Origin of the sequence: Alcaligenes phenolicus (assembly GCF_032063905.1) — a bacterium.
In the GTDB taxonomy this organism is placed as follows: Bacteria; Pseudomonadota; Gammaproteobacteria; order Burkholderiales; family Burkholderiaceae_B; genus Alcaligenes; species Alcaligenes phenolicus.
Genome location: NZ_DAMBOE010000003.1, coordinates 623400 through 646486, shown reverse-complemented (window position 1 = coordinate 646486; position 23087 = coordinate 623400). Strand labels below are relative to the sequence as shown.

Annotated in this window: 18 protein-coding genes and 4 tRNA genes; 16 read left to right on the top strand and 6 right to left on the bottom strand. The window is 55.0% G+C overall.

The genetic code is table 11. The features are described from left to right. The first annotated feature begins 1 nt into the window (after nucleotide 1). The 15 genes from U2949_RS09545 to rpoC all read left to right on the top strand — a co-directional run bounded on the left by U2949_RS09545 (nucleotide 2) and on the right by rpoC (nucleotide 16042). Nucleotides 2–817, top strand: a complete 816-nt coding sequence (locus U2949_RS09545) for a ParA family protein (RefSeq protein WP_021447168.1) — start codon at nucleotides 2–4, stop codon at nucleotides 815–817. A gap of 29 nt (nucleotides 818–846) precedes the next feature. After that, nucleotides 847–1785, top strand: a complete 939-nt coding sequence (locus U2949_RS09540; RefSeq protein WP_009462421.1) for a ParB/RepB/Spo0J family partition protein — start codon at nucleotides 847–849, stop codon at nucleotides 1783–1785. A gap of 601 nt (nucleotides 1786–2386) precedes the next feature. Beyond that, nucleotides 2387–2473, top strand: a tRNA-Tyr gene (locus U2949_RS09535). Nucleotides 2474–2529: 56 nt separating this feature from the next. Continuing rightward, nucleotides 2530–2603: transfer RNA gene (locus tag U2949_RS09530), tRNA-Gly, on the top strand. A gap of 37 nt (nucleotides 2604–2640) precedes the next feature. Continuing rightward, nucleotides 2641–2715: transfer RNA gene (locus U2949_RS09525), tRNA-Thr, on the top strand. A gap of 43 nt (nucleotides 2716–2758) precedes the next feature. Beyond that, the gene (gene tuf / locus U2949_RS09520; RefSeq protein WP_009462422.1) at nucleotides 2759–3949 is read left to right on the top strand and encodes an elongation factor Tu; all 1191 of its coding nucleotides are present in this window, start codon (nucleotides 2759–2761) and stop codon (nucleotides 3947–3949) included. A gap of 95 nt (nucleotides 3950–4044) precedes the next feature. Beyond that, nucleotides 4045–4120: transfer RNA gene (locus tag U2949_RS09515), tRNA-Trp, on the top strand. A 45-nt stretch (nucleotides 4121–4165) separates the two neighbouring features. Further along, nucleotides 4166–4546 (top strand): preprotein translocase subunit SecE, encoded by a 381-nt coding sequence (gene secE / locus U2949_RS09510; RefSeq protein ID WP_009464327.1) that lies wholly within the window; start codon nucleotides 4166–4168, stop codon nucleotides 4544–4546. Between the two features lie 9 nt (nucleotides 4547–4555). Next, entirely contained in the window at nucleotides 4556–5089 is a 534-nt protein-coding gene (gene nusG, locus U2949_RS09505; protein ID WP_009464325.1) for a transcription termination/antitermination protein NusG, read from the top strand. 67 nt (nucleotides 5090–5156) lie between these two features. Continuing rightward, the gene (gene rplK, locus U2949_RS09500) at nucleotides 5157–5591 is read left to right on the top strand and encodes a 50S ribosomal protein L11 (protein ID WP_009464323.1); all 435 of its coding nucleotides are present in this window, start codon (nucleotides 5157–5159) and stop codon (nucleotides 5589–5591) included. Between the two features lie 3 nt (nucleotides 5592–5594). Beyond that, complete coding sequence (gene rplA / locus U2949_RS09495; RefSeq protein WP_026484874.1) at nucleotides 5595–6290, top strand: 50S ribosomal protein L1; 696 nt, start codon at nucleotides 5595–5597, stop codon at nucleotides 6288–6290. A 233-nt stretch (nucleotides 6291–6523) separates the two neighbouring features. Next, nucleotides 6524–7048 carry a 50S ribosomal protein L10 gene (gene rplJ, locus U2949_RS09490; protein ID WP_257723283.1) on the top strand — a complete coding sequence of 175 codons (525 nt, stop codon included), beginning with the start codon at nucleotides 6524–6526 and terminating at the stop codon, nucleotides 7046–7048. A gap of 79 nt (nucleotides 7049–7127) precedes the next feature. Then, complete coding sequence (gene rplL, locus U2949_RS09485; RefSeq protein ID WP_003800851.1) at nucleotides 7128–7505, top strand: 50S ribosomal protein L7/L12; 378 nt, start codon at nucleotides 7128–7130, stop codon at nucleotides 7503–7505. A gap of 162 nt (nucleotides 7506–7667) precedes the next feature. After that, complete coding sequence (gene rpoB, locus U2949_RS09480) at nucleotides 7668–11780, top strand: DNA-directed RNA polymerase subunit beta (RefSeq protein WP_026484875.1); 4113 nt, start codon at nucleotides 7668–7670, stop codon at nucleotides 11778–11780. Further along, a complete protein-coding gene (rpoC, locus tag U2949_RS09475) occupies nucleotides 11780–16042 on the top strand; it encodes a DNA-directed RNA polymerase subunit beta' (protein WP_022983338.1) in 4263 nt (1420 codons plus the stop codon). The genes rpoB and rpoC overlap by 1 nt, the downstream gene beginning before the upstream one ends. Nucleotides 16043–16198: 156 nt before the next feature. Here the strand turns inward: rpoC and azu are convergent, their stop codons facing one another. The 6 genes from azu to U2949_RS09445 all read right to left on the bottom strand — a co-directional run bounded on the left by azu (nucleotide 16199) and on the right by U2949_RS09445 (nucleotide 22184). Further along, nucleotides 16199–16645, bottom strand: coding sequence for an azurin (gene azu, locus U2949_RS09470; RefSeq protein WP_009464188.1), 447 nt, complete (start codon nucleotides 16643–16645; stop codon nucleotides 16199–16201). A gap of 256 nt (nucleotides 16646–16901) precedes the next feature. Continuing rightward, nucleotides 16902–17537: a LysE family translocator gene (locus U2949_RS09465; protein ID WP_026484876.1), complete on the bottom strand. Its 636-nt coding sequence runs from the start codon at nucleotides 17535–17537 to the stop codon at nucleotides 16902–16904. A gap of 74 nt (nucleotides 17538–17611) precedes the next feature. Further along, entirely contained in the window at nucleotides 17612–18406 is a 795-nt protein-coding gene (locus tag U2949_RS09460; protein ID WP_321287338.1) for a helix-turn-helix transcriptional regulator, read from the bottom strand. Then, a complete protein-coding gene (locus tag U2949_RS09455; protein WP_257723280.1) occupies nucleotides 18396–20363 on the bottom strand; it encodes a CHASE2 and HATPase_c domain-containing protein in 1968 nt (655 codons plus the stop codon). The genes U2949_RS09460 and U2949_RS09455 overlap by 11 nt, the downstream gene beginning before the upstream one ends. Nucleotides 20364–20379: 16 nt before the next feature. Then, nucleotides 20380–21474, bottom strand: coding sequence for a FecR family protein (locus U2949_RS09450; RefSeq protein ID WP_026484879.1), 1095 nt, complete (start codon nucleotides 21472–21474; stop codon nucleotides 20380–20382). Nucleotides 21475–21479: 5 nt separating this feature from the next. Continuing rightward, nucleotides 21480–22184 carry a response regulator transcription factor gene (locus tag U2949_RS09445; protein WP_009464199.1) on the bottom strand — a complete coding sequence of 235 codons (705 nt, stop codon included), beginning with the start codon at nucleotides 22182–22184 and terminating at the stop codon, nucleotides 21480–21482. A gap of 420 nt (nucleotides 22185–22604) precedes the next feature. On the opposite strand from U2949_RS09445, the gene rpsL reads away from it, so the two are divergent. Then, nucleotides 22605–22976: a 30S ribosomal protein S12 gene (gene rpsL / locus U2949_RS09440; RefSeq protein WP_003800872.1), complete on the top strand. Its 372-nt coding sequence runs from the start codon at nucleotides 22605–22607 to the stop codon at nucleotides 22974–22976. Nucleotides 22977–23087 lie beyond the last annotated feature (111 nt).

Below are 23087 nucleotides of genomic sequence, written 5' to 3'. Positions count from 1 at the left end.
CATGAGTAAAAAAGACGATAAATCTCCCCGTGCCTATGTGTTTTGTATTGCGAACCAAAAGGGCGGGGTAGGCAAGACGACCACAGCAATTAATTTGGCAGCTGCTCTTGCTGTACTGAAGAAAAAGGTTTTACTGATTGACCTGGATCCTCAGGGCAATGCCACCATGGGTAGTGGTATTGATAAAAACAGCCTGTCTGGTAATTTGTACCAAGTCCTGATTGGCGACGAAAGTATTGCTAATGTAAAGATACATTCAGAAACAGGCGGCTATGACGTCTTGCCTTCCAATAGGGAGCTGTCGGGCGCCGAAATCGACCTGATCCAGATGCAAGAGCGTGAGCAACAACTTAAACAGGCTCTGGCTCAGGTGTTGGACGATTACGATTTTGTACTGATCGACTGTCCACCTACCTTGTCCTTACTGACGTTAAATGGTTTGGCCAGTGCTCACGGGGTCATCATCCCCATGCAGTGCGAGTACTTTGCGCTGGAAGGGCTGTCGGATCTGGTCAATACGGTTAAACGGGTCTATCGCAATATCAACCCGGATTTGGAGTTGATTGGTTTGCTGCGGGTGATGTTTGATGGCCGCGTAACTTTGCAGCAGCAAGTCTCCAATCAGATCGAGACACACTTTGGCGATAAGGTGTTCAAGACGGTGGTGCCGCGTAACGTACGTTTGGCTGAAGCGCCAAGCCACGGTATGCCAGGTATTGTGTATGACAAGAACTCCCGGGGTGCCAAGGCCTATATGGACTTTGGTAAAGAGCTGATCAAGCGCTTGAAGAAAGAATCCCGCAGCGACAAGGCATAAGGCACACAAGAATCAATAGGAATGTAAGCATGGCTACACGAAAACCAAAAGGTCTAGGTCGAGGCTTGGATGCCTTGCTCGGCGCAGACGCAGGCGCTATCGCAACCATCGGGAAAAAGGGCGAAGCGACGGTGAGCGATGGCCCACCTTCCAACCTGCCCGTCAAACTGCTCAAGGCTGGGGTGTATCAGCCGCGTACTCGCATGGACGAGGGCGCCTTGAACGAGCTGGCCGAGTCCATTCGCGCACAAGGTGTGATGCAGCCTATTCTGGTGCGTCCTCTGTCGGGTAAGGACAAGGGCAAGTACGAAATCATCGCCGGTGAGCGTCGTTTCCGTGCGTCGCAAATTGCTGGTCTGGAAGAAGTGCCCGTTCTGGTGCGCGAGGTAGGCGACGAGAACGCCGCCATCATGGCACTGATCGAGAACATCCAGCGTGAAGATCTGAATCCGCTGGAAGAGGCGCAAGGTGTGAAGCGTTTGCTGGACGAGTTCGGTCTGACTCATGAGCAGGCCGCTCAGGCGATTGGCCGTTCGCGTTCGACCACCAGCAACCTGCTGCGTCTGATCAACCTGGCAGAGCCTGTGCAGATCATGCTGCTGGCCGGCGACATCGATATGGGTCACGCTCGTGCCTTGCTGGCTGTGGACGCTGCCCGTCAGATCATGTTGGCCAATGAGGTGATTGCCCGCCGTCTGTCGGTACGTGAAACCGAGAAGCTGGTCGCCCGTGCTCTGCACGAGGATGACGAGCCTGCCAGCAAGCAGGCCCAGAGCAAGGCGAACCGCAATGGTGACGTACAGCGCTTTGAAAAGGTGCTGTCTGACCACCTGGGGACCAAGGTGACCTTGAAGGTCGGTGCGAAGGACAAGGGCCAGCTGCAGATCGCTTTCCATGGCTGGGAGCATTTGAACGCCTTGCTGGAAAAGCAGGGGCTGTCGTCCTTGCTGGAGCAAACGGACGATTAAGTCAGGTTCCCGCTACGCTGAAAGCGATGCGATTGACGTAGAAAAGCCGACCTCAGGTCGGCTTTTTCTTTGCTAGGGCCAGTGTGTTGCTACTGAGCAGTATTTTTCTGAAAAAAAGGAAGCAACTGGTGGGGGAAGAACTAGAACAATTTCTGAAATGATGAATTGCCCCTTCCTAAAGCTAGTCACTAATCCAACCTTCATTCTGTAGGCAGTTCATGGCTGCGTGGTTTTCAGTTTGATTACTTGCGGCCAGCCAGTAGAAAACAGCAAGAGGACGGTTCAAGGAAGTCAGGGAAGAGAGCAGGGAAGATATCTGAAAGCCGGATTAAAAGCGAAAAATCCGGTTCCGTATCTTTTGCTTACAAAAATAAATGCTGAAAACAGAAAAAAATCTATGTGTTTACCCGTATTTCACAGTGATTTCCCTGTTTTTAAGGCATTCAAAAGCGACATGTCTGAAGCCCGAAAATAGTGACAAAACCAGTAAGAAAAGCGCCTCAAATCCGGTTTTTCTAAAAAACTCATTGAATTATTCAATTTTCTTCCTAAAAGGCTTGACGACTTCTTAAAACATGTCCATAATTCGATTTTCGCTTCGGGTGGGATGTCCGAGTGGTTAAAGGAGGCAGACTGTAAATCTGTTGGCCCTGCGCCTACGTTGGTTCGAATCCAACTCCCACCACCAGCACTTTTCTAGAGTCAGCCAGCAAGGCGACTTTAGGAGAGGGTGAAGAAAAGTCTGCGGGTGTAGCTCAATGGTAGAGCAGAAGCCTTCCAAGCTTAAGACGAGGGTTCGATCCCCTTCACCCGCTCCAGGTAAAAATCTTTAGCCACTCTCGGCTGAAGTTGAATGCCCATGTGGCTCAGTGGTAGAGCACTCCCTTGGTAAGGGAGAGGTCACGCGTTCGATCCGCGTCATGGGCACCACATCTCTCTTCTCTATATCGTTCTATCCCTTCAGGAGTCTGCCATGGCTAAAGGCAAGTTTGAACGGACTAAACCGCACGTCAACGTCGGTACTATCGGTCACGTTGACCACGGTAAAACCACTCTGACCGCTGCAATCTGCACGGTTCTGTCCAAGGCATACGGCGGCGAAGCGCGCGATTACTCGCAGATCGACAACGCCCCTGAAGAAAAAGCACGTGGTATCACCATCAGCACGTCGCACGTTGAGTACGAAACGCCTAACCGTCACTACGCTCACGTTGACTGCCCCGGCCACGCTGACTACGTCAAGAACATGATTACCGGTGCTGCCCAGATGGACGGCGCTATCTTGGTTTGCTCGGCCGCTGACGGCCCAATGCCCCAGACTCGCGAGCACATCCTGCTGAGCCGTCAGGTTGGCGTTCCTTACATCATCGTGTTCCTGAACAAGGCCGACATGGTTGATGACGAAGAACTGATCGAACTGGTTGAAATGGAAGTTCGTGAACTGTTGTCCAAGTACGACTTCCCCGGCGACGACACCCCGATCATCAAGGGTTCGGCCAAACTGGCTCTGGAAGGCGATGAAGGCCCACTGGGCAGCCAAGCCGTTCTGGCTCTGGCCGAAGCGCTGGACAGCTACATTCCTACGCCTGAGCGTGCCGTTGACGGTACCTTCCTGATGCCTGTTGAAGACGTGTTCTCGATCTCCGGCCGTGGTACGGTTGTGACCGGTCGTATTGAGCGCGGCATCATCAAGGTCGGCGAAGAAATCGAAATCGTGGGTATCAAAGACACGGTCAAGACCATTTGTACCGGCGTTGAAATGTTCCGCAAACTGCTGGACCAGGGCGAAGCTGGCGATAACGTCGGTCTGCTGCTGCGTGGTACCAAGCGTGAAGACGTGGAACGTGGTCAAGTTCTGGCCAAGCCCGGTTCGATCAAGCCACACACGGACTTCGACGCCGAGGTGTACATTCTGTCCAAAGAAGAAGGTGGTCGTCACACTCCTTTCTTCAAGGGCTACCGTCCTCAGTTCTACTTCCGTACAACTGACGTGACCGGCACCATCGAGCTGCCAGAAGACAAGGAAATGGTTCTGCCAGGCGACAACATTTCGATGAAAGTGTCCCTGATCGCTCCTATCGCCATGGAAGAAGGTCTGCGCTTCGCTATTCGCGAAGGCGGCCGTACCGTTGGCGCTGGCGTGGTTGCAAAAATCATCAAGTAAAAAAAGAGTAGTAATTTTGGGCGAAAGAGGTTAATATCCTCTTTTGCCTAAAAGCCAAACGTAGCAAAGTAACGCGCTACGGTTTGTCAAGGTATAGGGGTATAGCTCAATTGGCAGAGCGTCGGTCTCCAAAACCGAAGGTTGAGGGTTCGATTCCTTCTGCCCCTGCCACCACAGTCACTCGCCACCACCTCGCGTGGCGTCACTCGTCGGAATATGTCGAATACCAACGTAGAAACCGTTAACCGAGGTTCCGAGCGCATCAAGCTGGGCCTAGCGGTCCTAGTCGTCGCCGCCGGTATTGTTGGCTATTCTGTTCTGGATGGCCAAAATTCACTGGTTCGCGCTGGGGTATTTGTTGCCAGCTTAATCGTCGCCGTATTGATCATCTGGTTTAGCGATACAGGCCGCCGCCTGGTCGCTTTTTCTCGTGATGCCTACACGGAAGTGCGTCGCGTTCACTGGCCATCCCGTAAAGAAGCAACGCAAATGACGGGTATCGTCTTTGTGTTTGTTGCCGTTATGGCCATCTTGTTGTGGCTGATTGACAAAGGGCTCGGCTGGATCATTTATGGCCTGTTGCTGGGCTGGAAATAAAGGGCACACATGAGCAAACGCTGGTATGTGGTTCACGTTTATTCCGGCATGGAAAAAAGCGTGCACAAAGCTCTGGTGGAGCGCATTGAACGCGCTGATCTCCAAGAAGCGTTTGGTCGCATTCTGGTTCCATCGGAAGAAGTCGTTGAAGTAAAGAACGGCAAGAAATCAATTACAGAGCGACGTATTTACCCCGGTTACGTCCTGGTCGAGATGGCCTTGACCGACGAAACCTGGCACTTGGTAAAAAGTACGCCGCGAGTCACCGGCTTTTTGGGCGGTTCCGGTAACCGTCCCGCTCCCATCTCCGAGCGCGAAGTGGAAAAAATCCTGTCGCAAATGGAAGAGGGCGTTGAGAAGCCACGGCACAAAGTGCTGTTCGAGGTTGGCGAACTGGTACGCGTCAAGGACGGTCCGTTTGCAGACTTTAACGGTAACGTCGAAGAAGTTAACTACGAGAAAAACAAGGTTCGTGTCACCGTTACTATTTTCGGTCGCGCCACCCCCGTTGAACTCGATTTCGATCAAGTCGAAAAGACCTGATTAATTACAACCCCCGGGAAGCCTGTCGCATCATGTGCCAGGCGTCATCACCCGCAAGGAGCTAAGCATGGCGAAGAAAATCGTCGGCTTTATCAAGCTGCAAGTCCCAGCTGGTAAGGCAAACCCATCCCCTCCAATCGGTCCAGCGCTGGGTCAGCGCGGTCTGAACATCATGGAATTCTGCAAGGCGTTCAACGCCCAGACACAGGGTCTGGAACCCGGTCTGCCAATTCCTGTGGTGATCACCGCTTTTGCTGACAAGAGCTTCACGTTCATCATGAAGACTCCTCCAGCAACCATCTTGATCAAAAAGGCTGCTGGTATCAAATCCGGTTCTGCACGTCCTAACGTGGATAAAGTCGGTACGCTGACCCGCGCTCAGGCTGAAGAAATCGCCAAGACCAAACAACCCGACCTGACCGCTGCCGATCTGGACGCCGCTGTGCGTACCATCGCTGGTAGCGCTCGCAGCATGGGCATCAACGTTGAAGGGGTGGTGTAAGTCATGGCTAAAGTAAGCAAACGCGCAGCCGCTATTGCTGCCAAGATCGACCGCAACAAGTTCTACCCTGTGGCCGAAGCTCTGGCCCTGGTGAAAGATACTGCCACTGCCAAGTTCGACGAATCCATCGATATCGCTGTTCAGCTGGGCATCGATCCCCGTAAGTCCGACCAACTGGTCCGTGGCTCCGTGGTTCTGCCTGCTGGTACCGGTAAAACCGTGCGTGTTGCCGTTTTCGCCCAAGGCGAGAAAGCCGACGCCGCTCGTGAAGCTGGTGCTGACATCGTGGGTCTGGACGACCTGGCTGAGCAAATCAAAGCTGGTCAAATGGACTTTGACGTTGTGATCGCTTCGCCTGACACCATGCGTGTTGTCGGTACCCTGGGTCAGGTTCTTGGTCCTCGTGGCCTGATGCCAAACCCCAAGGTCGGTACTGTGACTCCTGACGTTGCTACGGCCGTTAAGAACGCCAAGGCTGGTCAAGTTCAATACCGTACTGACAAGGCCGGTATCATTCACAGCACCATTGGTCGCGCTTCGTTCAACGTTGAACAGCTGCAGACCAACCTGGTTGCTCTGGTTGACGCCTTGAACAAGGCTCGTCCAGCCGCTGCCAAGGGTGTTTACCTGCGCAAGGTTGCCGTGTCCTCCACCATGGGTGGCGGTGCACGTGTTGAAATTGCATCTCTGACTGTTTAATCAACAGTTAGATAAAAAGAACTTTGGGCTGTGATCCTGTTTACAGGGTCACTGCTGTCAAAGACCGTTGGAGCAGTGGGCTGACTTGTCATCTCACTGCTTAATCGGGGCAGAACGTCCCATCCAACGTAGACGGCGCCCGTGGAAGAATTCGTTATAGAACTCGTCCAGGTGCGCCGCATTCGGTTGATGTTGGGAAGCCTTCCCGACATCGTTTGAAGGAGTGTTCAACCGTGAGTCTCAATCGTGAAGAGAAAGCGGTAGTCATCGAAGAAGTCACTGCCGAACTGGCAAAGGCCCAATCGATCATTATCGCCGAGTACCGTGGTCTGGACGTCGCTTCTGCTACCGTATTGCGCAAAAAAGCGCGTGAGTCTGGCGTCTACCTGCGTGTGTTGAAAAACACCCTGGTTCGTCGTTCGTTGGAAGGTACCTCGTTTGACGGTATCTCCAGCCAGCTCGTGGGTCCTCTGATGTACGCCATCAGTGAAGATCCCGTTGCTGCGGCGAAAGTCGTTGCAGATTTTGCCAAGACCAATGACAAATTGGTCATCATGGGCGGTGCGCTGCCCAATAGCGTTCTGAATGCTGATGGTGTTAAGGCTCTGGCCACAATGCCCTCGCGCGAAGAATTGCTGGCGAAACTGCTGGGCACCATGCAAGCACCTATCGCTACTTTTGTGCGTACGCTTAACGAAGTTCCCACCAAGTTTGTTCGCGGCCTGGCGGCTGTGCGCGATCAGAAAGAAGCTGCGTAAGCAGTTTTCCTTCAGGAAACTTCGTCGTTGCGAACGACAACCAAACCTGGCATTTACCTAATATCTGGAGTTCTTAAAAATGGCTACTAAAGCTGAAATCCTTGACGCCATCGGCGCAATGTCCGTGCTCGAACTGTCCGAGCTGATCAAAGAAATGGAAGAAAAATTCGGTGTGTCGGCTGCTGCCGCCGCTGTTGCTGTTGCAGCTCCTGCTGCTGGTGGCGCTGCTGCTGCCGCTGAAGAGCAAACCGAATTCACCGTGTTCCTGGCTGACGTTGGCGCAAACAAAGTTAGCGTCATTAAAGTCGTGCGCGAAATCACCGGTCTGGGCCTGAAAGAAGCCAAAGACCTGGTTGACGGTGCTCCTAAGGCTGTTAAAGAAGGCTTGTCCAAAGCTGATGCTGAAGACGCTCAGAAGAAGCTGGAAGAAGCTGGCGCCAAGATCGAGCTCAAGTAAGAGTATCGATAGATGCCCGGGAATGCGTTTCAAGCCTTCCCGGGCTTTTGCGTTTCCAGAAAACCCATGATTTTTAATTAGTATTGTAGAAAGTCGGGTTTTTTAGAGTCGTAAACCAGGGCCGTGGTTGACGGTCCGTGTAACCCTTGAGTCGGAGTGCTCATGCCTTATTCGTACACCGAAAAAAAGCGCATACGCAAGAGCTTCGCCAAACGTGAAGACGTACAGCAGGTTCCTTACCTGTTGGCTACCCAGCTGCATTCTTTCAGAACCTTCTTGCAGAAGGACACGCTGCCTTCTCAGCGTAAGGTTGAAGGCTTGCAGGAAGCTTTCAGTTCCATATTTCCAATAGTAAGCCATAACCAAATGGCGCGGCTAGAGTTCGTGAGCTATACGCTCGGCGAGCCGGTGTTCGACGTCAAAGAGTGTCAACTTCGTGGTTTGACCTATGCCTCCCCCTTGCGGGCGAAGGTTCGTCTGGTCCTCATGGACCGCGAGGTGAGCAAGCCTACCGTCAAGGAAGTAAAAGAGCAAGAAGTCTACATGGGCGAAATGCCCCTGATGACTGACAACGGCTCTTTTGTGATCAACGGTACCGAACGAGTCATCGTTTCCCAGCTGCACCGTTCCCCCGGCGTGTTCTTTGAACACGACCGCGGTAAAACGCACAGCTCGGGCAAGTTGCTGTTCTCGGCTCGCGTGATTCCTTACCGTGGTTCCTGGCTGGACTTCGAGTTCGATCCCAAGGACATTCTGTTCTTCCGTATCGACCGTCGTCGCAAGATGCCTGTGACTATCTTGCTGAAGGCTATTGGCCTGACGCCAGAACAGATCCTGGCCCACTTCTTCGAGTTCGATCACATCGAACTGCACCAGGAAGGTGGCAAGCTGCAATTCGTTCCAGAACACTGGAAGGGCGAGGTTGCTCGTTTCGACATTACCGACCGTGACGGTCGCGTACTGGTTGAAAAGGACAAGCGTATCAATGCCAAGCATTTGCGCGACCTGCAAGCAGCCAAGATCGAATACATTTCCATCCCGGAAGATTTCCTTCTGGGTCGTGTGCTGGCCAAGAACATCATCAACGCCGAAACCGGCGAGGTGATTGCCAACGCCAACGACGAAATCACCGAATCCATTCTGGCCGAAATGCGCGCAGCCAATGTGCGTGATTTCGAGACCTTGTACATCAATGAACTGGACCAGGGCGGTTTTATCTCCCTGACCCTGCGCACCGATGAAACAGCGGATTCCAATGCTGCCCGTATCGCGATCTATCGCATGATGCGTCCCGGCGAGCCACCAACCGAAGAAGCGGTTGAAGCCCTGTTCAACCGTCTGTTCTACAGCGAGGAGTCCTACGACTTGTCGCGCGTGGGTCGCATGAAGGTGAACAGCCGTCTGGGCCGTGGTGACAGCATTGAAGGTCCCATGACCCTGACCGACGAAGACATTCTGGACACCATTCAGGTGCTGGTGAATCTGCGTAACGGCCGCGGTCAGATCGACGATATCGATCACCTGGGTAACCGTCGTGTTCGTTGCGTGGGCGAATTGGCCGAAAACCAGTTCCGCGCCGGTCTGGTGCGTGTGGAACGTGCTGTCAAGGAACGTCTGGGCCAAGCCGAGACTGAAAACCTGATGCCGCACGATCTGATCAACTCCAAGCCCATCTCTGCGGCTGTCAAGGAGTTCTTCGGTTCCAGCCAGCTGTCGCAATTTATGGACCAAACCAACCCGCTGTCCGAGATCACGCACAAGCGTCGTGTTTCGGCACTGGGCCCTGGTGGCCTGACTCGTGAACGTGCGGGCTTTGAGGTGCGCGACGTGCACCCAACCCACTACGGTCGCGTGTGCCCGATTGAAACGCCTGAAGGTCCAAACATTGGTCTGATCAACTCCATGGCGCTGTACGCTCGTCTGAACGAGTACGGCTTCCTGGAAACGCCTTACCGCAAGATTGTTGACGGCAAGGTCAGTGAACAGATCGATTACCTGTCGGCTATTGAAGAAAGCAATTACGTTATTGCTCAGGCTAACGCCGAGTTGACCGAAGACGGTGCCTTTGCTGACGATCTGGTTGCCTGCCGTGAAGCTGGCGAAACCATGATGACTGCGCCAGAGAACATCCATTACATGGACGTGGCTCCTTCGCAGATCGTGTCTGTGGCTGCTTCGCTGATTCCGTTCCTGGAGCACGATGACGCCAACCGAGCACTGATGGGCGCCAACATGCAGCGTCAGGCAGTTCCTTGCCTGCGCCCTGAGAAGCCTTTGGTCGGTACCGGTATCGAACGTACTGTTGCTGTTGACTCGGGTACCACCGTACAAGCCCGTCGTGGCGGTGTGGTTGTAGACGTTGACGCACAACGCGTGGTTATTCGCGTGCACGATGATGAGAACGTGGCTGGCGAGGTCGGTGTAGATATCTACAACATGACCAAGTACACCCGTTCCAACCAGAACACCAATATCAACCAGCGTCCTATCGTCAAACGTGGCGATATCGTGGCTCGTGGTGACGTGCTGGCTGACGGCGCATCGACTGACCTGGGCGAGTTGGCTCTGGGTCAGAACATGCTGATCGCCTTCATGCCCTGGAACGGCTACAACTTCGAGGACTCGATTCTGATCTCCGAGAAGGTCGTGGCTGATGATCGCTACACGTCGGTTCACATCGAAGAGCTGACGGTTGTTGCCCGTGACACGAAGCTGGGACCTGAGGATATCACCCGCGATATCAGCAACCTGTCCGAAATTCAGCTGAACCGTCTGGACGATTCTGGCATTGTCTACATCGGCGCCGAAGTGCGTGCCGACGACGTGCTGGTCGGTAAAGTGACACCCAAGGGTGAAACTCAGCTGACTCCGGAAGAAAAGCTGCTGCGCGCCATTTTTGGTGAAAAAGCCTCTGACGTTAAAGACACCTCCCTGCGCGTGCCTTCGGGCATGGTCGGTACGGTGATCGACGTTCAAGTCTTTACCCGTGAAGGTATCGAGCGTGACAAGCGTGCTCAGTCCATCATTGATGATGAACTGCGTCGCTACCGTCAGGACCTGAACGACCAGCTGCAAATCGTTGAAGACGACGCCTTTGACCGTGCCTTGAAGTTCCTGGTCGGCAAAACCGTCAACGGTGGTCCACGTAAGCTGCCCAAGGGCACCGAGCTGACCGCTGACTACCTGAACGATCTGGATCGCTGGCAGTGGTTCGACATTCGTCTGGCTGACGAGCAACACGCACTGGTGCTGGAGCACACCAAGGAATCCTTGGAGCAAAAGCGTCACCAGTTCGACTTGGCTTTTGAAGAAAAGCGCAAGAAGCTCACCCAAGGCGACGAGTTGCCCCCTGGCGTGCTGAAGATGGTCAAGGTTTACCTGGCTGTTAAGCGTCGTCTGCAGCCTGGTGACAAGATGGCTGGCCGTCACGGTAACAAGGGTGTGGTTTCCCGCATCGTTCCCGTGGAAGACATGCCGCACATGGCTGACGGTACCCCTGTGGACATCGTTCTGAACCCGCTGGGCGTGCCTTCGCGTATGAACGTGGGTCAGGTTCTGGAAGTTCACCTGGGTTGGGCTGCCAAGGGTATTGGCCACCGCATCAACGACATGATGCAAGAAGAAAAGAACGTGCAGGTTTCCGAACTGCGCGCGTTCCTGGACAAGGTCTACAACACTGCCGGCAAGAAGACTCGCATCAACGAGTTGACTGACGACGAAGTGATGAACATGGCCACCAACTTGCAGAAAGGTCTGCCATTGGCAACGCCAGTGTTCGACGGTGCAACCGAGCAGGAAATCGACCAGATGTTGCGTCTGGCCTACCCTGACGACATCGCCGAGAAACTGCAGCTGGCACCACACCGCACGCAGGTTCGCCTGTTTGACGGTCGTACCGGCGAAGCCTTTGAGCGTATGGTCACCGTAGGCTACATGCACTACCTGAAGCTGCATCACCTGGTCGATGACAAGATGCACGCTCGTTCGACTGGACCATACTCGCTGGTTACTCAGCAGCCGCTGGGTGGTAAGGCGCAGTTCGGTGGTCAGCGTTTCGGGGAGATGGAAGTCTGGGCGCTGGAAGCGTATGGCGCCGCCTACACCCTGCAGGAAATGCTCACGGTTAAATCCGACGACATCGCCGGCCGTACCAAGGTCTACGAGAATATTGTCAAGGGTGACCACGTGATCGACGCCGGTATGCCGGAGTCCTTTAACGTTCTGGTCAAGGAAATCCGTTCCTTGTCCCTGGACATGGATTTGGAGCGTAAATAATGAAAGCGCTACTCGATCTCTTTAAACAAGTCACTCAGGACGAGCAGTTCGATGCCATCAAGATCGGCATCGCCTCGCCCGAGAAGATCCGGTCCTGGTCTTTCGGAGAAGTCCGCAAGCCAGAGACCATCAACTATCGCACGTTCAAACCCGAGCGCGATGGCCTGTTTTGCGCCAAGATTTTTGGTCCCATCAAGGACTACGAATGTCTGTGCGGCAAGTACAAGCGCCTGAAGCACCGTGGCGTCATCTGCGAGAAGTGTGGCGTTGAAGTCACCGTCTCCAAGGTGCGTCGCGAGCGCATGGGTCACATTGAACTGGCCTGCCCGGTTGCTCACATCTGGTTCCTGAAGAGCCTGCCATCCCGTCTGGGCATGGTGCTGGACATGACCCTGCGTGACATCGAGCGCGTGCTGTACTTTGAAGCCTGGTGCGTAATCGAACCTGGCATGACCCCGCTCAAGCGCGGTCAGATCATGTCCGACGACGATTTCCTGGCCAAGACCGAAGAATACGGTGACGACTTCCACGCCCTGATGGGCGCGGAAGCCGTGCGCGAACTGCTGCGTACGATCGACATCGATCGCGAAGTCGAGCGCCTGCGTGCCGAACTGAAAGCCACAGGTTCGGATGCCAAGATCAAGAAGATCTCCAAGCGTCTGAAAGTACTGGAAGGCTTCCAGAAATCCGGCATCAAGCCAGACTGGATGATCATGGAAGTGCTGCCCGTGCTGCCACCGGACCTGCGTCCGCTGGTACCACTGGACGGCGGCCGCTTTGCAACTTCCGACCTGAACGATCTGTACCGCCGCGTTATCAACCGTAATAACCGTTTGAAGCGTCTGCTGGAACTGAAGGCTCCGGACATCATCTTGCGCAACGAAAAACGTATGCTGCAAGAGTCCGTGGACTCCTTGCTGGATAACGGTCGTCGCGGTAAAGCCATGACCGGCGCCAACAAGCGTCAACTGAAGTCCCTGGCCGACATGATCAAGGGCAAGAGCGGTCGTTTCCGTCAGAACCTGCTGGGCAAACGCGTGGACTACTCCGGTCGTTCCGTGATTGTGGTGGGTCCTCAGTTGAAGCTGCACCAGTGCGGTCTGCCCAAGCTGATGGCGCTGGAGCTGTTCAAGCCTTTCATCTTCAACCGTCTGGAATTGATGGGTCTGGCTACGACCATCAAGGCAGCCAAGAAGTTGGTGGAAAGCCAGGAACCTGTGGTGTGGGACATCCTCGAAGAGGTGATCCGCGAGCATCCCGTGATGCTGAACCGTGCGCCTACGCTGCACCGTTTGGGTATTCAGGCTTTTGAACCGGTCCTGATCGAAGGTAAAGCGATTCAGCTGCACCCCTTGGTGTGTGCCGCCTTTAACGCTGACTTTGACGGTGACCAGATGGCCGTTCACGTGCCGCTGTCGCTGGAAGCCCAGCTGGAAGCGCGCACTTTGATGCTGGCCTCCAACAACGTGCTGTTCCCCGCCAACGGCGAACCATCCATCGTTCCTTCCCAGGATATCGTGTTGGGTCTGTACTATGCGACCCGCGAACTGGTAAACGGCAAGGGCGAAGGCTTGTTCATGGCCGACGTGGCTGAAGTTCAGCGCGCCTACGACAACAAGGAAGTCGAGCTGCAAACTCGTCTGACCGTCCGTATCGAAGAATTCGAGAAGGGCGAAGACGGTGAGTGGGTCAAGACCATCAAGCGTTACGAAACGACTGCTGGCCGTGCCTTGCTGTCCGAAATTCTGCCCAAGGGCATGCCTTTCACCGCACTGAACCGTGCGTTGAAGAAGAAAGAAATTTCGCGTCTGATCAACCAGTCCTTCCGTCGCTGCGGCCTGCGTGCCACCGTGATTTTTGCCGACAAGTTGATGCAGTCCGGTTTCCGTCTGGCAACTCGTGGTGGTATTTCCATCGCCATGAATGACATGGTTGTGCCTGTCGTCAAGGAAAGCATCCTGGCTCAGGCTAGCAACGAAGTTAAAGAAATTGACAAGCAGTACTCCTCGGGTCTGGTGACCGCTCAGGAACGCTACAACAACGTAGTGGACATCTGGGGCAAAGCCGGTGACCGCGTGGGTAAGGCCATGATGGAGCAACTGGCTTCCGAGCCAGTGATCAACCGTTTTGGTGAAGAAGTACGTCAAGAGTCCTTCAACTCCATCTACATGATGGCGGACTCCGGTGCTCGTGGTTCGGCTGCACAGATTCGTCAGCTGGCTGGTATGCGTGGTCTGATGGCCAAGCCTGATGGCTCCATTATTGAAACGCCTATTACCGCGAACTTCCGTGAAGGTCTGAACGTACTGCAGTACTTTATTTCGACTCACGGTGCTCGTAAGGGTCTGGCCGATACGGCGTTGAAGACGGCTAACTCCGGTTACCTGACTCGTCGTCTGGTCGACGTGACTCAAGATCTGGTTATTACCGAAGACGATTGCGGTACCAAGGGCGGCTACACCATGAAAGCCATCCTGGATGGTGGTGAGGTTATCGAGCCCCTGCGCGATCTGATTCTGGGCCGTGTGGCCTCGACCGACATCGTCAACCCTGACAATCAGGAACTGGTTATCCCCGCCGGCACCTTGCTGAACGAGGACCTGGTCGACCTGATCGACAACCTGGGTATTGATGAAGTCAAGATCCGCACTCCGCTGACTTGCGAAACCCGTCACGGCTTGTGCGCAAGCTGCTACGGTCGCGATCTGGGCCGCGGTATGCTGGTTAACCGTGGTGAAGCCATCGGTGTTATCGCTGCTCAGTCCATCGGTGAACCGGGTACCCAGCTGACCATGCGTACGTTCCACATTGGTGGTGCGGCTTCGCGTGCAGCGCTGGCAAGCTCGGTGGAAACCAAGACGGCTGGTACGGTCGGTTTTGAAATTGGTCTGCGCTATGTGACCAACGCCAAGGGCGAACGTGTTGCGATCTCCCGTTCCGGTGAAATCGTCATTTTTGACGACAACCGTCGTGAACGTGAACGCCACAAAGTGCCTTACGGTGCCACCATTACGGTGGGCGATGGTGAAGCCATCAAGGCTGGCCAGCGTCTGGCAAGCTGGGATCCGCTGACCCGTCCTATCGTGTCCGAGTACACCGGTACCGTTCGCTTCGAGAACATCGAAGAAGGCGTGACCGTGGCTCGTCAGGTGGACGAAGTGACCGGTCTGTCGACTCTGGTTGTGATCACTCCCAAGACACGTGGTGGCAAGATCACCATGCGTCCTCAGATCAAGCTGCTGAACGAGCAAGGGCAGGAGATCAAGATCGCTGGTACCGATCACATGGTTAATATCTCCTTCCCGGTGGGCGCGCTGATTACCGTTCGCGACGGTCAGCAAGTGTCCGTGGGTGAGATTCTGGCGCGTATTCCTCAGGAATCGCAAAAGACTCGAGACATTACCGGTGGTCTGCCACGTGTGGCCGAACTGTTCGAAGCTCGTTCGCCCAAGGACGCCGGTCTGTTGGCCGAAGTTACGGGTACGGTTTCCTTCGGTAAGGACACCAAGGGCAAACAGCGTCTGGTCATTACCGACCTGGACGGCGTCAGCCACGAGTTCCTGATTCCGAAGGAAAAACAGGTTCTGGCTCACGACGGTCAAGTGGTGAACAAGGGCGAGATGATTGTGGACGGCCCAGCCGATCCGCACGACATCCTGCGCTTGAAGGGTATCGAGAAGCTGGCCAACTACATTGTTAACGAAGTGCAGGACGTTTACCGTCTGCAAGGTGTGAAGATCAACGACAAGCACATTGAAGTGATTGTTCGTCAGATGCTGCGCCGCGTGAACATTGTGGATGCCGGTGATACCAACTTCATCACGGGTGAACAGGTTGAACGCTCCGAACTGCTGAACGAGAACGATCGCGTCCTGGCTGAAAACGGTATTCCAGCTACGTACGAAAACGTGCTGCTGGGTATTACCAAGGCCTCGCTGTCGACCGACTCCTTCATCTCGGCGGCTTCCTTCCAGGAAACCACCCGCGTGTTGACCGAAGCGGCCATCATGGGCAAAACCGACGATCTGCGTGGTCTGAAAGAAAACGTGATCGTGGGTCGTCTGATTCCTGCTGGTACCGGTATGGCCTTCCATTCCGCCCGCAAGGAAAAAGAAGCCTTTGAAGTGGCAGAGCGCAAAGCAGCCCGTGAGCTGGAAAACCCGTTTGCGTCGGCTCCTGAGCCTTCGGAAGACCCGGTCTTTGTGTCCGGTGCCTCCGAGCCCGAGCAGCAACCTGCAGCCCCAGAAGGCGATCAGGAATAAGCAAGACTTAGTGGTTCCCCACCCTGTTTATCCAGGGTGGGCCGCTACCTTCAGGTAGTCGGTTAAAACCAGATAGTTCGAGCTAAAAAAAATCCCCACATGGCCAGGCCACGTGGGGATTTTTTATGGCCGCCTGGCGGCTACAAGCGGATGCGCTTAGCTACCCAGCTTGATTTCGCCAGTCATGATGCTCCAGTGACCTGGGAAGGAGCAGAAGAATGCGTAGTCTTCGCCTTCTTTCAGCTTGGAGACGTCAAAGGTTACGGAAGTGCTTTCACCGCCGCCGATCACGTCAGTGTGAGCGATCACGCGCTCGTCACCGGCTTTAACGTAGTTGTTGTCCAGACCGGCTTTCATGCCATCGGTAGCAACAGCGCTTTCATCGGCTTTCTTCGAGATAACGACGTTGTGGCCCATGGCTGCTTTAGGCAGCTTGCCAGTATGTTTCAGGTTGATTGTGAATTCCTTGCATGTCTTGTCAACAACGATGCTCTTGGTGTTGAACTGCATGGAGTCATTGCCTTCGATGGTAACGTCGCAAGCAGCAAAAGCAGGCACGCTGGCCAATCCAAGAACGGCTGTGAAAGCGATTTTGGCAAACATTCTAGTAACTCCTTGAAAACTGACAAAAAAAGGAACGGGACACGGGGGGTGTTGTTCCGGTCTTACAGCATAGACTGTAGCGCACTCAAGGTGCTTAACAAAACAAAGACCCGGACTATTTTACCGGCTTATATCGCCGCGTCCGAGACCGTAAATGATTTGTTTTCCCATCGTTTGATGTGGCTCTAACAGCCTCACTCTATCACCTTCAGGGAGCTTGACGGCGGTGCAGATCAGGTTTCACTTTTCGGGATGTTTAGTTTGTGACCAAGTGTTGAGCCACGTTGAAGAGGGCGGCAGTGGCAATCAGGCACAACAGCAGGCCACAGAGCTGTTCGATACGTGGCAAGTGCTTTTGTATACGCTGCTGCCAGAGCGGGTGCCCGATCAGAACGGTGATGAACAAGTCCCAGAGTAAAACAATTAAAAACATCCACAGACCCAGCAAGATATGCAGGCCCGTTCCAGCGCGGCTACTGGCCAGTACGGAGGCCAGGCTGGCGTAAAACAAGGCGTTCTTGGGATTCAGCAGCCCCGAGAGCAGGCCAAGCAGAGCGTGATGCCACCAGCCGCCTGTAGAGGCTTCAGAGGCCTTGATCCTTTGCCCAGTAGTATGATGGGCCACCTGCAGGAATTTCACGCCCAAGTACAGTAAATACAGTCCTCCAGCGCCCTGTAGCAGCACAAAGAGAGGGCTGCCAGTGTTTATCCGGGCAAAGCCCGTTAGTGCCAGGCTGATGTACAGACCATTGGCCAGGGCGACACCGGCACACGCTCCGCTTGCGACCCAGCGACCATGGGCCAGGGTGCTGCGGGCGATCAGGAAAAAATCGGGGCCGGGGGAAAGCAGGGCCAGGAAATGGGTGCTGGCGATCAGGAAGAACAAGGACACGGCGGTACGTCCAGGAGCAAAACTGCAGTGTGACCAGAAGCGTGGGTGCCGTATTGAATAAAAGTGCGCGCGCTTTAGCTGCGGTACTGGCCCGGAGTGACACCGGTGTAATGCTTGAAGACACGCTGAAAATGACTTTGGTCGGCAAAGCCCAGGCGATAGGCAATATCAGCCAGCTCGTCGCCTTGGAGCAGGGCGTTTCGGGCCAGGTTGATACGTTGATTCAATTGCCAGCGCTGTGGAGTCAGGCCGGTATGGCGACGAAAGGCGCGAATCAGCTGGTAGCGGCTCAAACCGGTTTCTCGAGCAAGTTCTTGCAGGGGGATAGTGGCTAATTGGCCTTCAACCCAGCGATCCAGGGCTTTCTGCAAAACGGCGCTAGGTGGGGGAGCGGGGGCCAAGGGCTGGGATTGGGCTGAGCCGTGGTGCAGCAAAAAGTCGATCATCGCTGCTTCTTTGCTCAGTATCGGAGCGGCTGAAAACAAGAGGGTGTTCAACTCGCAGTAGGCCGCATAAAGCTGCGGTTCGTGGCTAACACGGATAGGCTCCTGGGCCTCCAGCCTGAGTCCTGTACTTTCCTGCCAAAGCTGCTCCAGCCACCCCGCATCCAGATGCAGCATCTGATAGCTCCAGGACTGATCTGGCAACGGATTGCAGGCATGGCTGCGGTGCGCGGGGACAAAGACCACAGACCCAGGTGCAAGCTGGACCGGGCCGCCGGGTGCGCCTGTAAAGACACTGCCACCGCCATCAACGGCTCCAATCGAGTAGGTGGGGTGGCTGTGTTCCTGGTAGCAGATCCGGCTGTCGCAGGCACGTCGGCTTTCTACATAGGGCAGGGCGGCATCGCGCCAGAATTCAGTCTTCATCGGAGATAGCAATCGTGGCCAGGGAGACGATAAAGGTACAGCCTTGCTCAGGCGTGCTGTCCAGGACAATATCCCCGCCGTGTTTGTTGATCACGGTTTTCACAAAGGCCAAACCTAGTCCGCTACCCGAAGGTGCACCTTCAGTATTTTCGTGGGCTCGATGATAAGGCTCAAAAATAGTCGCCTGATTTTCTGCCGGAATTCCCCAGCCCTGATCTTTGACGAATACCTGAACGCTGTTGTTGCCCAGCACAAGGTCTATATCAATCTGGTTGCCATCCGGGCCGTACTTGATGGCGTTTTGAATCAGGTTGGTAAAGGCGCGGCGCAGCATGGGCGCATTGCCGTTCACCCAGACCAGCTCCGAGTCATTCAAGTTCAAGCTGATAGAGCGCTTGCTGGCGCTGGCCCAAGCGTCATCCAGACAGTCTGCCAGCAGATCAAACAGGTTCAGCGGGCTCAGTACCATTTCCATGGCTTCGGCCCGTGCCAGACTGATGAAGTTGTCCACCAGTTCCAGCGTTTGCTCGGCATAGCCTTCCATCTTGTGCAGAAACTGATCTGGCGGCAGCTTGCTGTCATCCTGACGTTGCAAGCTCGTTAGTGCCAGGATGGAGTTCTGGGGCGCCCGCATATCATGCGAAATGAAGCGCAAGGTCTCTTCACGTTTGGTCTGGGCCTGGCGCAACAGATTGATGGATTTATGTAGCTGGGTCAGACGATGAGGCAGATTGCGTGTACTTAAGCCCGATAGGCGCTCGTTCAGAGCAGTTTTGACATCCGGGTACTCCAGCTGCAGCTTGTTCAGTTCTTCGGTGACCTGATTCAGGGCAGCCTCCTGACTGCGCCAGTGCCATAGCGGGTAGGCCAACAGAACAGTAATCAGGCTGGCTAGCGGCGGAATCCACAGATTGAAGCCATGCATGGCGATCCAGTTCACCAGCAAGATCGCAAAGACTAGCCCGATCAGGCTGAGCAAGGTGGCGCGTGGTGACAGATAGATCAGAACCTGACATGCCAGCAGAACGGGCAGGCAGCTGGCCAGCGCAATAAACCAGGCCGGTGGCGTGCGTACCCATTGATTGCTGCGCACCGCTTGGAGGGTATTGGCCAGGATCTCCACGCCCGACATGCTGCTCATGCCGGCTTTGGACAAAGGAGTAGGAAAGGTATCACCCAGTCCACTGCCCCAGGCGCCTACCAGTACATATTTATCCTTGAAGAAGGAGGGCGGAATATCGCCGTTCAGGACATTGAAGTAAGGCACGGTCTTGAAGTGACCGCTGCGGCCCAGAAAGGGAATGTGGGGAATGTCTGTTTGGCTGGAACCCAGCGCTTGCAGGGCCAGATCGACATCTCCGCCCGTCATCAGCATGGCAATCGAGAAGTGCGGCAGCATACGGCCGGAGGGGGTGGTCTGCTGCAAGGCGATACGTCGGACCACACCATCTGAATCCGGTTCGATATTGATATAGCCCGAGGCTGTGGCCGCCTTGCTGAGCATGGGAATGGCGGTATTCACAACGTGACGCTGAGTGTCATAGATCATTGGCAGCACAACGCGCCCGTGATGATGTATGGCCTCGGATAGTGCCAGGTCATCATCGGGGTAGGCCGGGTTGGGTTCCTGAAAAACCAGATCGATGCCGACAGCGCGGGCCTGTTCAAGTCGGCCTAGCAGTTGTGCATGGCTGATGCGTCGCCAGGGCCAAAAGCCAAGATTGGCAATGCTGTAGTCGTCTATGGCGACAATGACAATATCCGGGGGGGCAGCCTGTGGAAGAGCGGCCGCCATGGTGAAGTCGTAAATCAGGTTGTTCAGCTTGCCCAGCGCGAAGTCGTCACGCAGGGAGCTGAACAATAAGGTCAGCAGCATCAGCAAGCCTGAAACCAGATGCCACTCTTTCCGGATACGGTCAGAGAGTAGCTTGTTGTTTCTGGGGGCCGGGCTGCTCATGCCGTACGCCGTTTAGCTACTCGAACTGAGACAGCAGGATGGGGTCGCCAAAATTGCTGACCACGGCTTGGCCATCCGAGCTGGTCAGGCTGGCTGCGCCTTCAAAGCTTTCGATCGTGTCCGGGCCCATCAGACCATGGCGGTCAATGGCACGAACGGTAACGTAGTAGGTGCCAGGGCGCGAGGCACCAAACTGAATATTCGTATCCGTCGTGATGTCGCGCGACAGCAACTTGGCGCCTTGCGGATCGGTGGAGGTCTGGACCAGATAGGCCTGGGCACCGGGCACGGCCTGAATCGTGCTGTTCCATTGGCCTCCGCGACGCTCGGGTGTGGAGATCTGCGGAGCGGGCAACAAAGGCTCCAGCGCCATGATATTGCCATCAGTGCCCACAGCGGCCCCTTGATTCTGCTTCAGGGCGGTGGGGGTGCTGCGTTGCTGGGTTCCCAATTCTGCGCGGCCTTCCAGCACTTCGCTGTGAGCCATGCCTTGTTGAGTACGCACACGCAATTCGGTGCCACGTACACCAGTAATGCTGACAGGGGTGCGGACTTCAAAGCGACCTACGCCGGTTTTCTCCGGGGAAACGCGCGATTCCACATCGCCATCGTCCAGAGCGATGATCGAGTCGGTCAGGCCGGTGCCTTCAAAGGCACGCATGCGGGCCACGCTCAAGGATGCCTGTGCGGGTACGCTCAGTTGGCTGCCGTCTTGCAACTCCAGCGTCAGGTAGCCATTGCTACCTGTGCGGATCAAGTCGCCTTCTTGCAAATGAGTCGTTCCTGCACCCAGTGCTTGACCGTTCACAAGAATCTGGCCGGTCTGGTGCGTGATACGGGCGGGGGCGGGCACTTCCGGAATCATGCGAAATGGGATGTGCAGTTCTTTGCCAATGGGCAGACGGTAGGGATCGGCCACCGCGTTCAGTCGCTGAATTTCGGACCAGTTGCGGTCCTGGCGGGTGTAGGTCTGGGAGATGCCCAGCAAGGTGTCACCGGCCAGCACTTTATAGACAAAATTTTCGCCGCGGGCACCAGAAGGTTGGGCTGACACGACGCCACCCCAAATCAGGCCGCAAACGAGAGGCGCGGCGATACGCAAAGTAATCATAGAAATCAGCTAGGGTCGGTCAGAAGTTCAAGGCGATAGCCCAGGGCGTAGGATGCCGTGAGGCGCACCCCGTTTTCGGGTCGCAACTGGAGTTTACGGCGTATGTTGGACAGGTGAGTGTCCAGCGTACGGGAGGTGGCCGGAATTTCCCGGTTCCAGACCGCGGAGCTTAAAACATCACGCGAGAACAGGCGGCCGGGGTTGCGAAACAGCAAGAGGGCCAATTCAAATTCTTTGGGCGCCAGGGTAACGGTTTCACCGTTCAGCACAATATGGCCTTGTTCAGGAAAGATATCGTAGCCTGCAAACGAAAAGCGGCTGTCCTGAGTGGCCGAGGTGCTCAGATCCAGACGGCGCACAGCGGCATTGACGCGCGCAACCAGCTCTCCCTTGCGCACGGGCTTATTAATATAGTCGTCGGCTCCGGCCTGCAAACCCGTGACCAGATCCTCCTCCTGGGTACGGCTGGTCAGGAATATGACGGGCAGGGCATGACCCAGTGTGGTGCGAACCCAACGCAACACATCCAGGCCGCTGACATCCGGCAGTTCCCAGTCCAGTAGCAATAAACCGAAATTATGTGGCTTGGCCAGAGCGGCCAGCAAGTCCTTTCCTTGATGAAAGGAGCGACATTCATAGCCAGCCTCGGTCAGGATCCGGGCAATCAGTTCAGCCTGGACGAGGTCGTCTTCCAGGGAAGCGATGATCATGGGTATTGTCCTTGTCGCAGAAGTGCAATAGCCCTGCAGTATAACGATATGTAGATAGCGAGTGACCAAGTGCTTCCATGCGTGTGCCGTGACAACGGGAAACTGCCGGATTGGTGTCCAAATCGTTGACCTATAAGGGTTTACTGTGGTAAATTTTAGAGCTTACTTTAAGGATCCTTTGCCGGTACACCTTGCAGTAATTTGATGGCAGCCCTGAATTTAGGGGCTGCGGGCACTTTTTTAGTGCTTGAAATCAAGCCCAAGCCATGTGCAAGACCGCTCTTTTTCGTGTTTTATGGGGAGTGGTATTGCGCAATGCCGCTTCCGGTCCAGGGTTTCAACACCCGCCAACTGGACGGCGTTTTTCAAAACATATACGTCAACCAGTACGTAAAGTACGTTATAGGATACGTAAAGGTCATGCCAACCATTAGCCAGCTCGTGCGTAAACCGCGCGAAGTCAGCCGCGTTAGCAGCAAGAGCCCTGCGCTCGAGAACTGCCCACAACGCCGCGGTGTTTGCACCCGTGTATACACCACGACCCCCAAGAAGCCTAACTCCGCTCTGCGTAAAGTCGCCAAAGTGCGCCTGACCAACGGCTTCGAAGTCATTTCTTACATCGGTGGTGAAGGCCACAACCTGCAAGAGCACTCGGTCGTTCTCGTCCGTGGTGGTCGTGTTAAAGACTTGCCAGGTGTGCGTTACCACATTGTTCGCGGTGCTCTTGACCTGCAAGGCGTCAAGGATCGTAAACAAGCCCGCTCCAAGTACGGCGCCAAGCGTCCCAAGTAATCCATGTATCCATTGATCAGTTCCCTGGTCTGGATCCGTGCAACCGTGGCCTGAGCGCCATGGTAGGTAAGTGGTCATTTGTCATGAATGGCCGAGACCGCATAACGCGGT

Excerpts from the sequence above, each read along its gene's own strand:
- nusG (WP_009464325.1), top strand. The coding sequence starts at position 4,556 with ATGAGCAAACGCTGGTATGTGGTTCACGTTTATTCCGGCATGGAAAAA.
- rplA (WP_026484874.1), top strand. The coding sequence starts at position 5,595 with ATGGCTAAAGTAAGCAAACGCGCAGCCGCTATTGCTGCCAAGATCGAC.
- rplK (WP_009464323.1), top strand. The coding sequence starts at position 5,157 with ATGGCGAAGAAAATCGTCGGCTTTATCAAGCTGCAAGTCCCAGCTGGT.
- rpoC (WP_022983338.1), top strand. The coding sequence starts at position 11,780 with ATGAAAGCGCTACTCGATCTCTTTAAACAAGTCACTCAGGACGAGCAG.
- rpsL (WP_003800872.1), top strand. The coding sequence starts at position 22,605 with ATGCCAACCATTAGCCAGCTCGTGCGTAAACCGCGCGAAGTCAGCCGC.
- rplL (WP_003800851.1), top strand. The coding sequence starts at position 7,128 with ATGGCTACTAAAGCTGAAATCCTTGACGCCATCGGCGCAATGTCCGTG.
- U2949_RS09450 (WP_026484879.1), bottom strand. The coding sequence starts at position 21,474 with ATGATTACTTTGCGTATCGCCGCGCCTCTCGTTTGCGGCCTGATTTGG.
- rpoB (WP_026484875.1), top strand. The coding sequence starts at position 7,668 with ATGCCTTATTCGTACACCGAAAAAAAGCGCATACGCAAGAGCTTCGCC.
- secE (WP_009464327.1), top strand. The coding sequence starts at position 4,166 with ATGTCGAATACCAACGTAGAAACCGTTAACCGAGGTTCCGAGCGCATC.
- U2949_RS09545 (WP_021447168.1), top strand. The coding sequence starts at position 2 with ATGAGTAAAAAAGACGATAAATCTCCCCGTGCCTATGTGTTTTGTATT.
- azu (WP_009464188.1), bottom strand. The coding sequence starts at position 16,645 with ATGTTTGCCAAAATCGCTTTCACAGCCGTTCTTGGATTGGCCAGCGTG.
- U2949_RS09455 (WP_257723280.1), bottom strand. The coding sequence starts at position 20,363 with ATGAGCAGCCCGGCCCCCAGAAACAACAAGCTACTCTCTGACCGTATC.
- U2949_RS09445 (WP_009464199.1), bottom strand. The coding sequence starts at position 22,184 with ATGATCATCGCTTCCCTGGAAGACGACCTCGTCCAGGCTGAACTGATT.
- tuf (WP_009462422.1), top strand. The coding sequence starts at position 2,759 with ATGGCTAAAGGCAAGTTTGAACGGACTAAACCGCACGTCAACGTCGGT.
- U2949_RS09540 (WP_009462421.1), top strand. The coding sequence starts at position 847 with ATGGCTACACGAAAACCAAAAGGTCTAGGTCGAGGCTTGGATGCCTTG.
- U2949_RS09460 (WP_321287338.1), bottom strand. The coding sequence starts at position 18,406 with ATGAAGACTGAATTCTGGCGCGATGCCGCCCTGCCCTATGTAGAAAGC.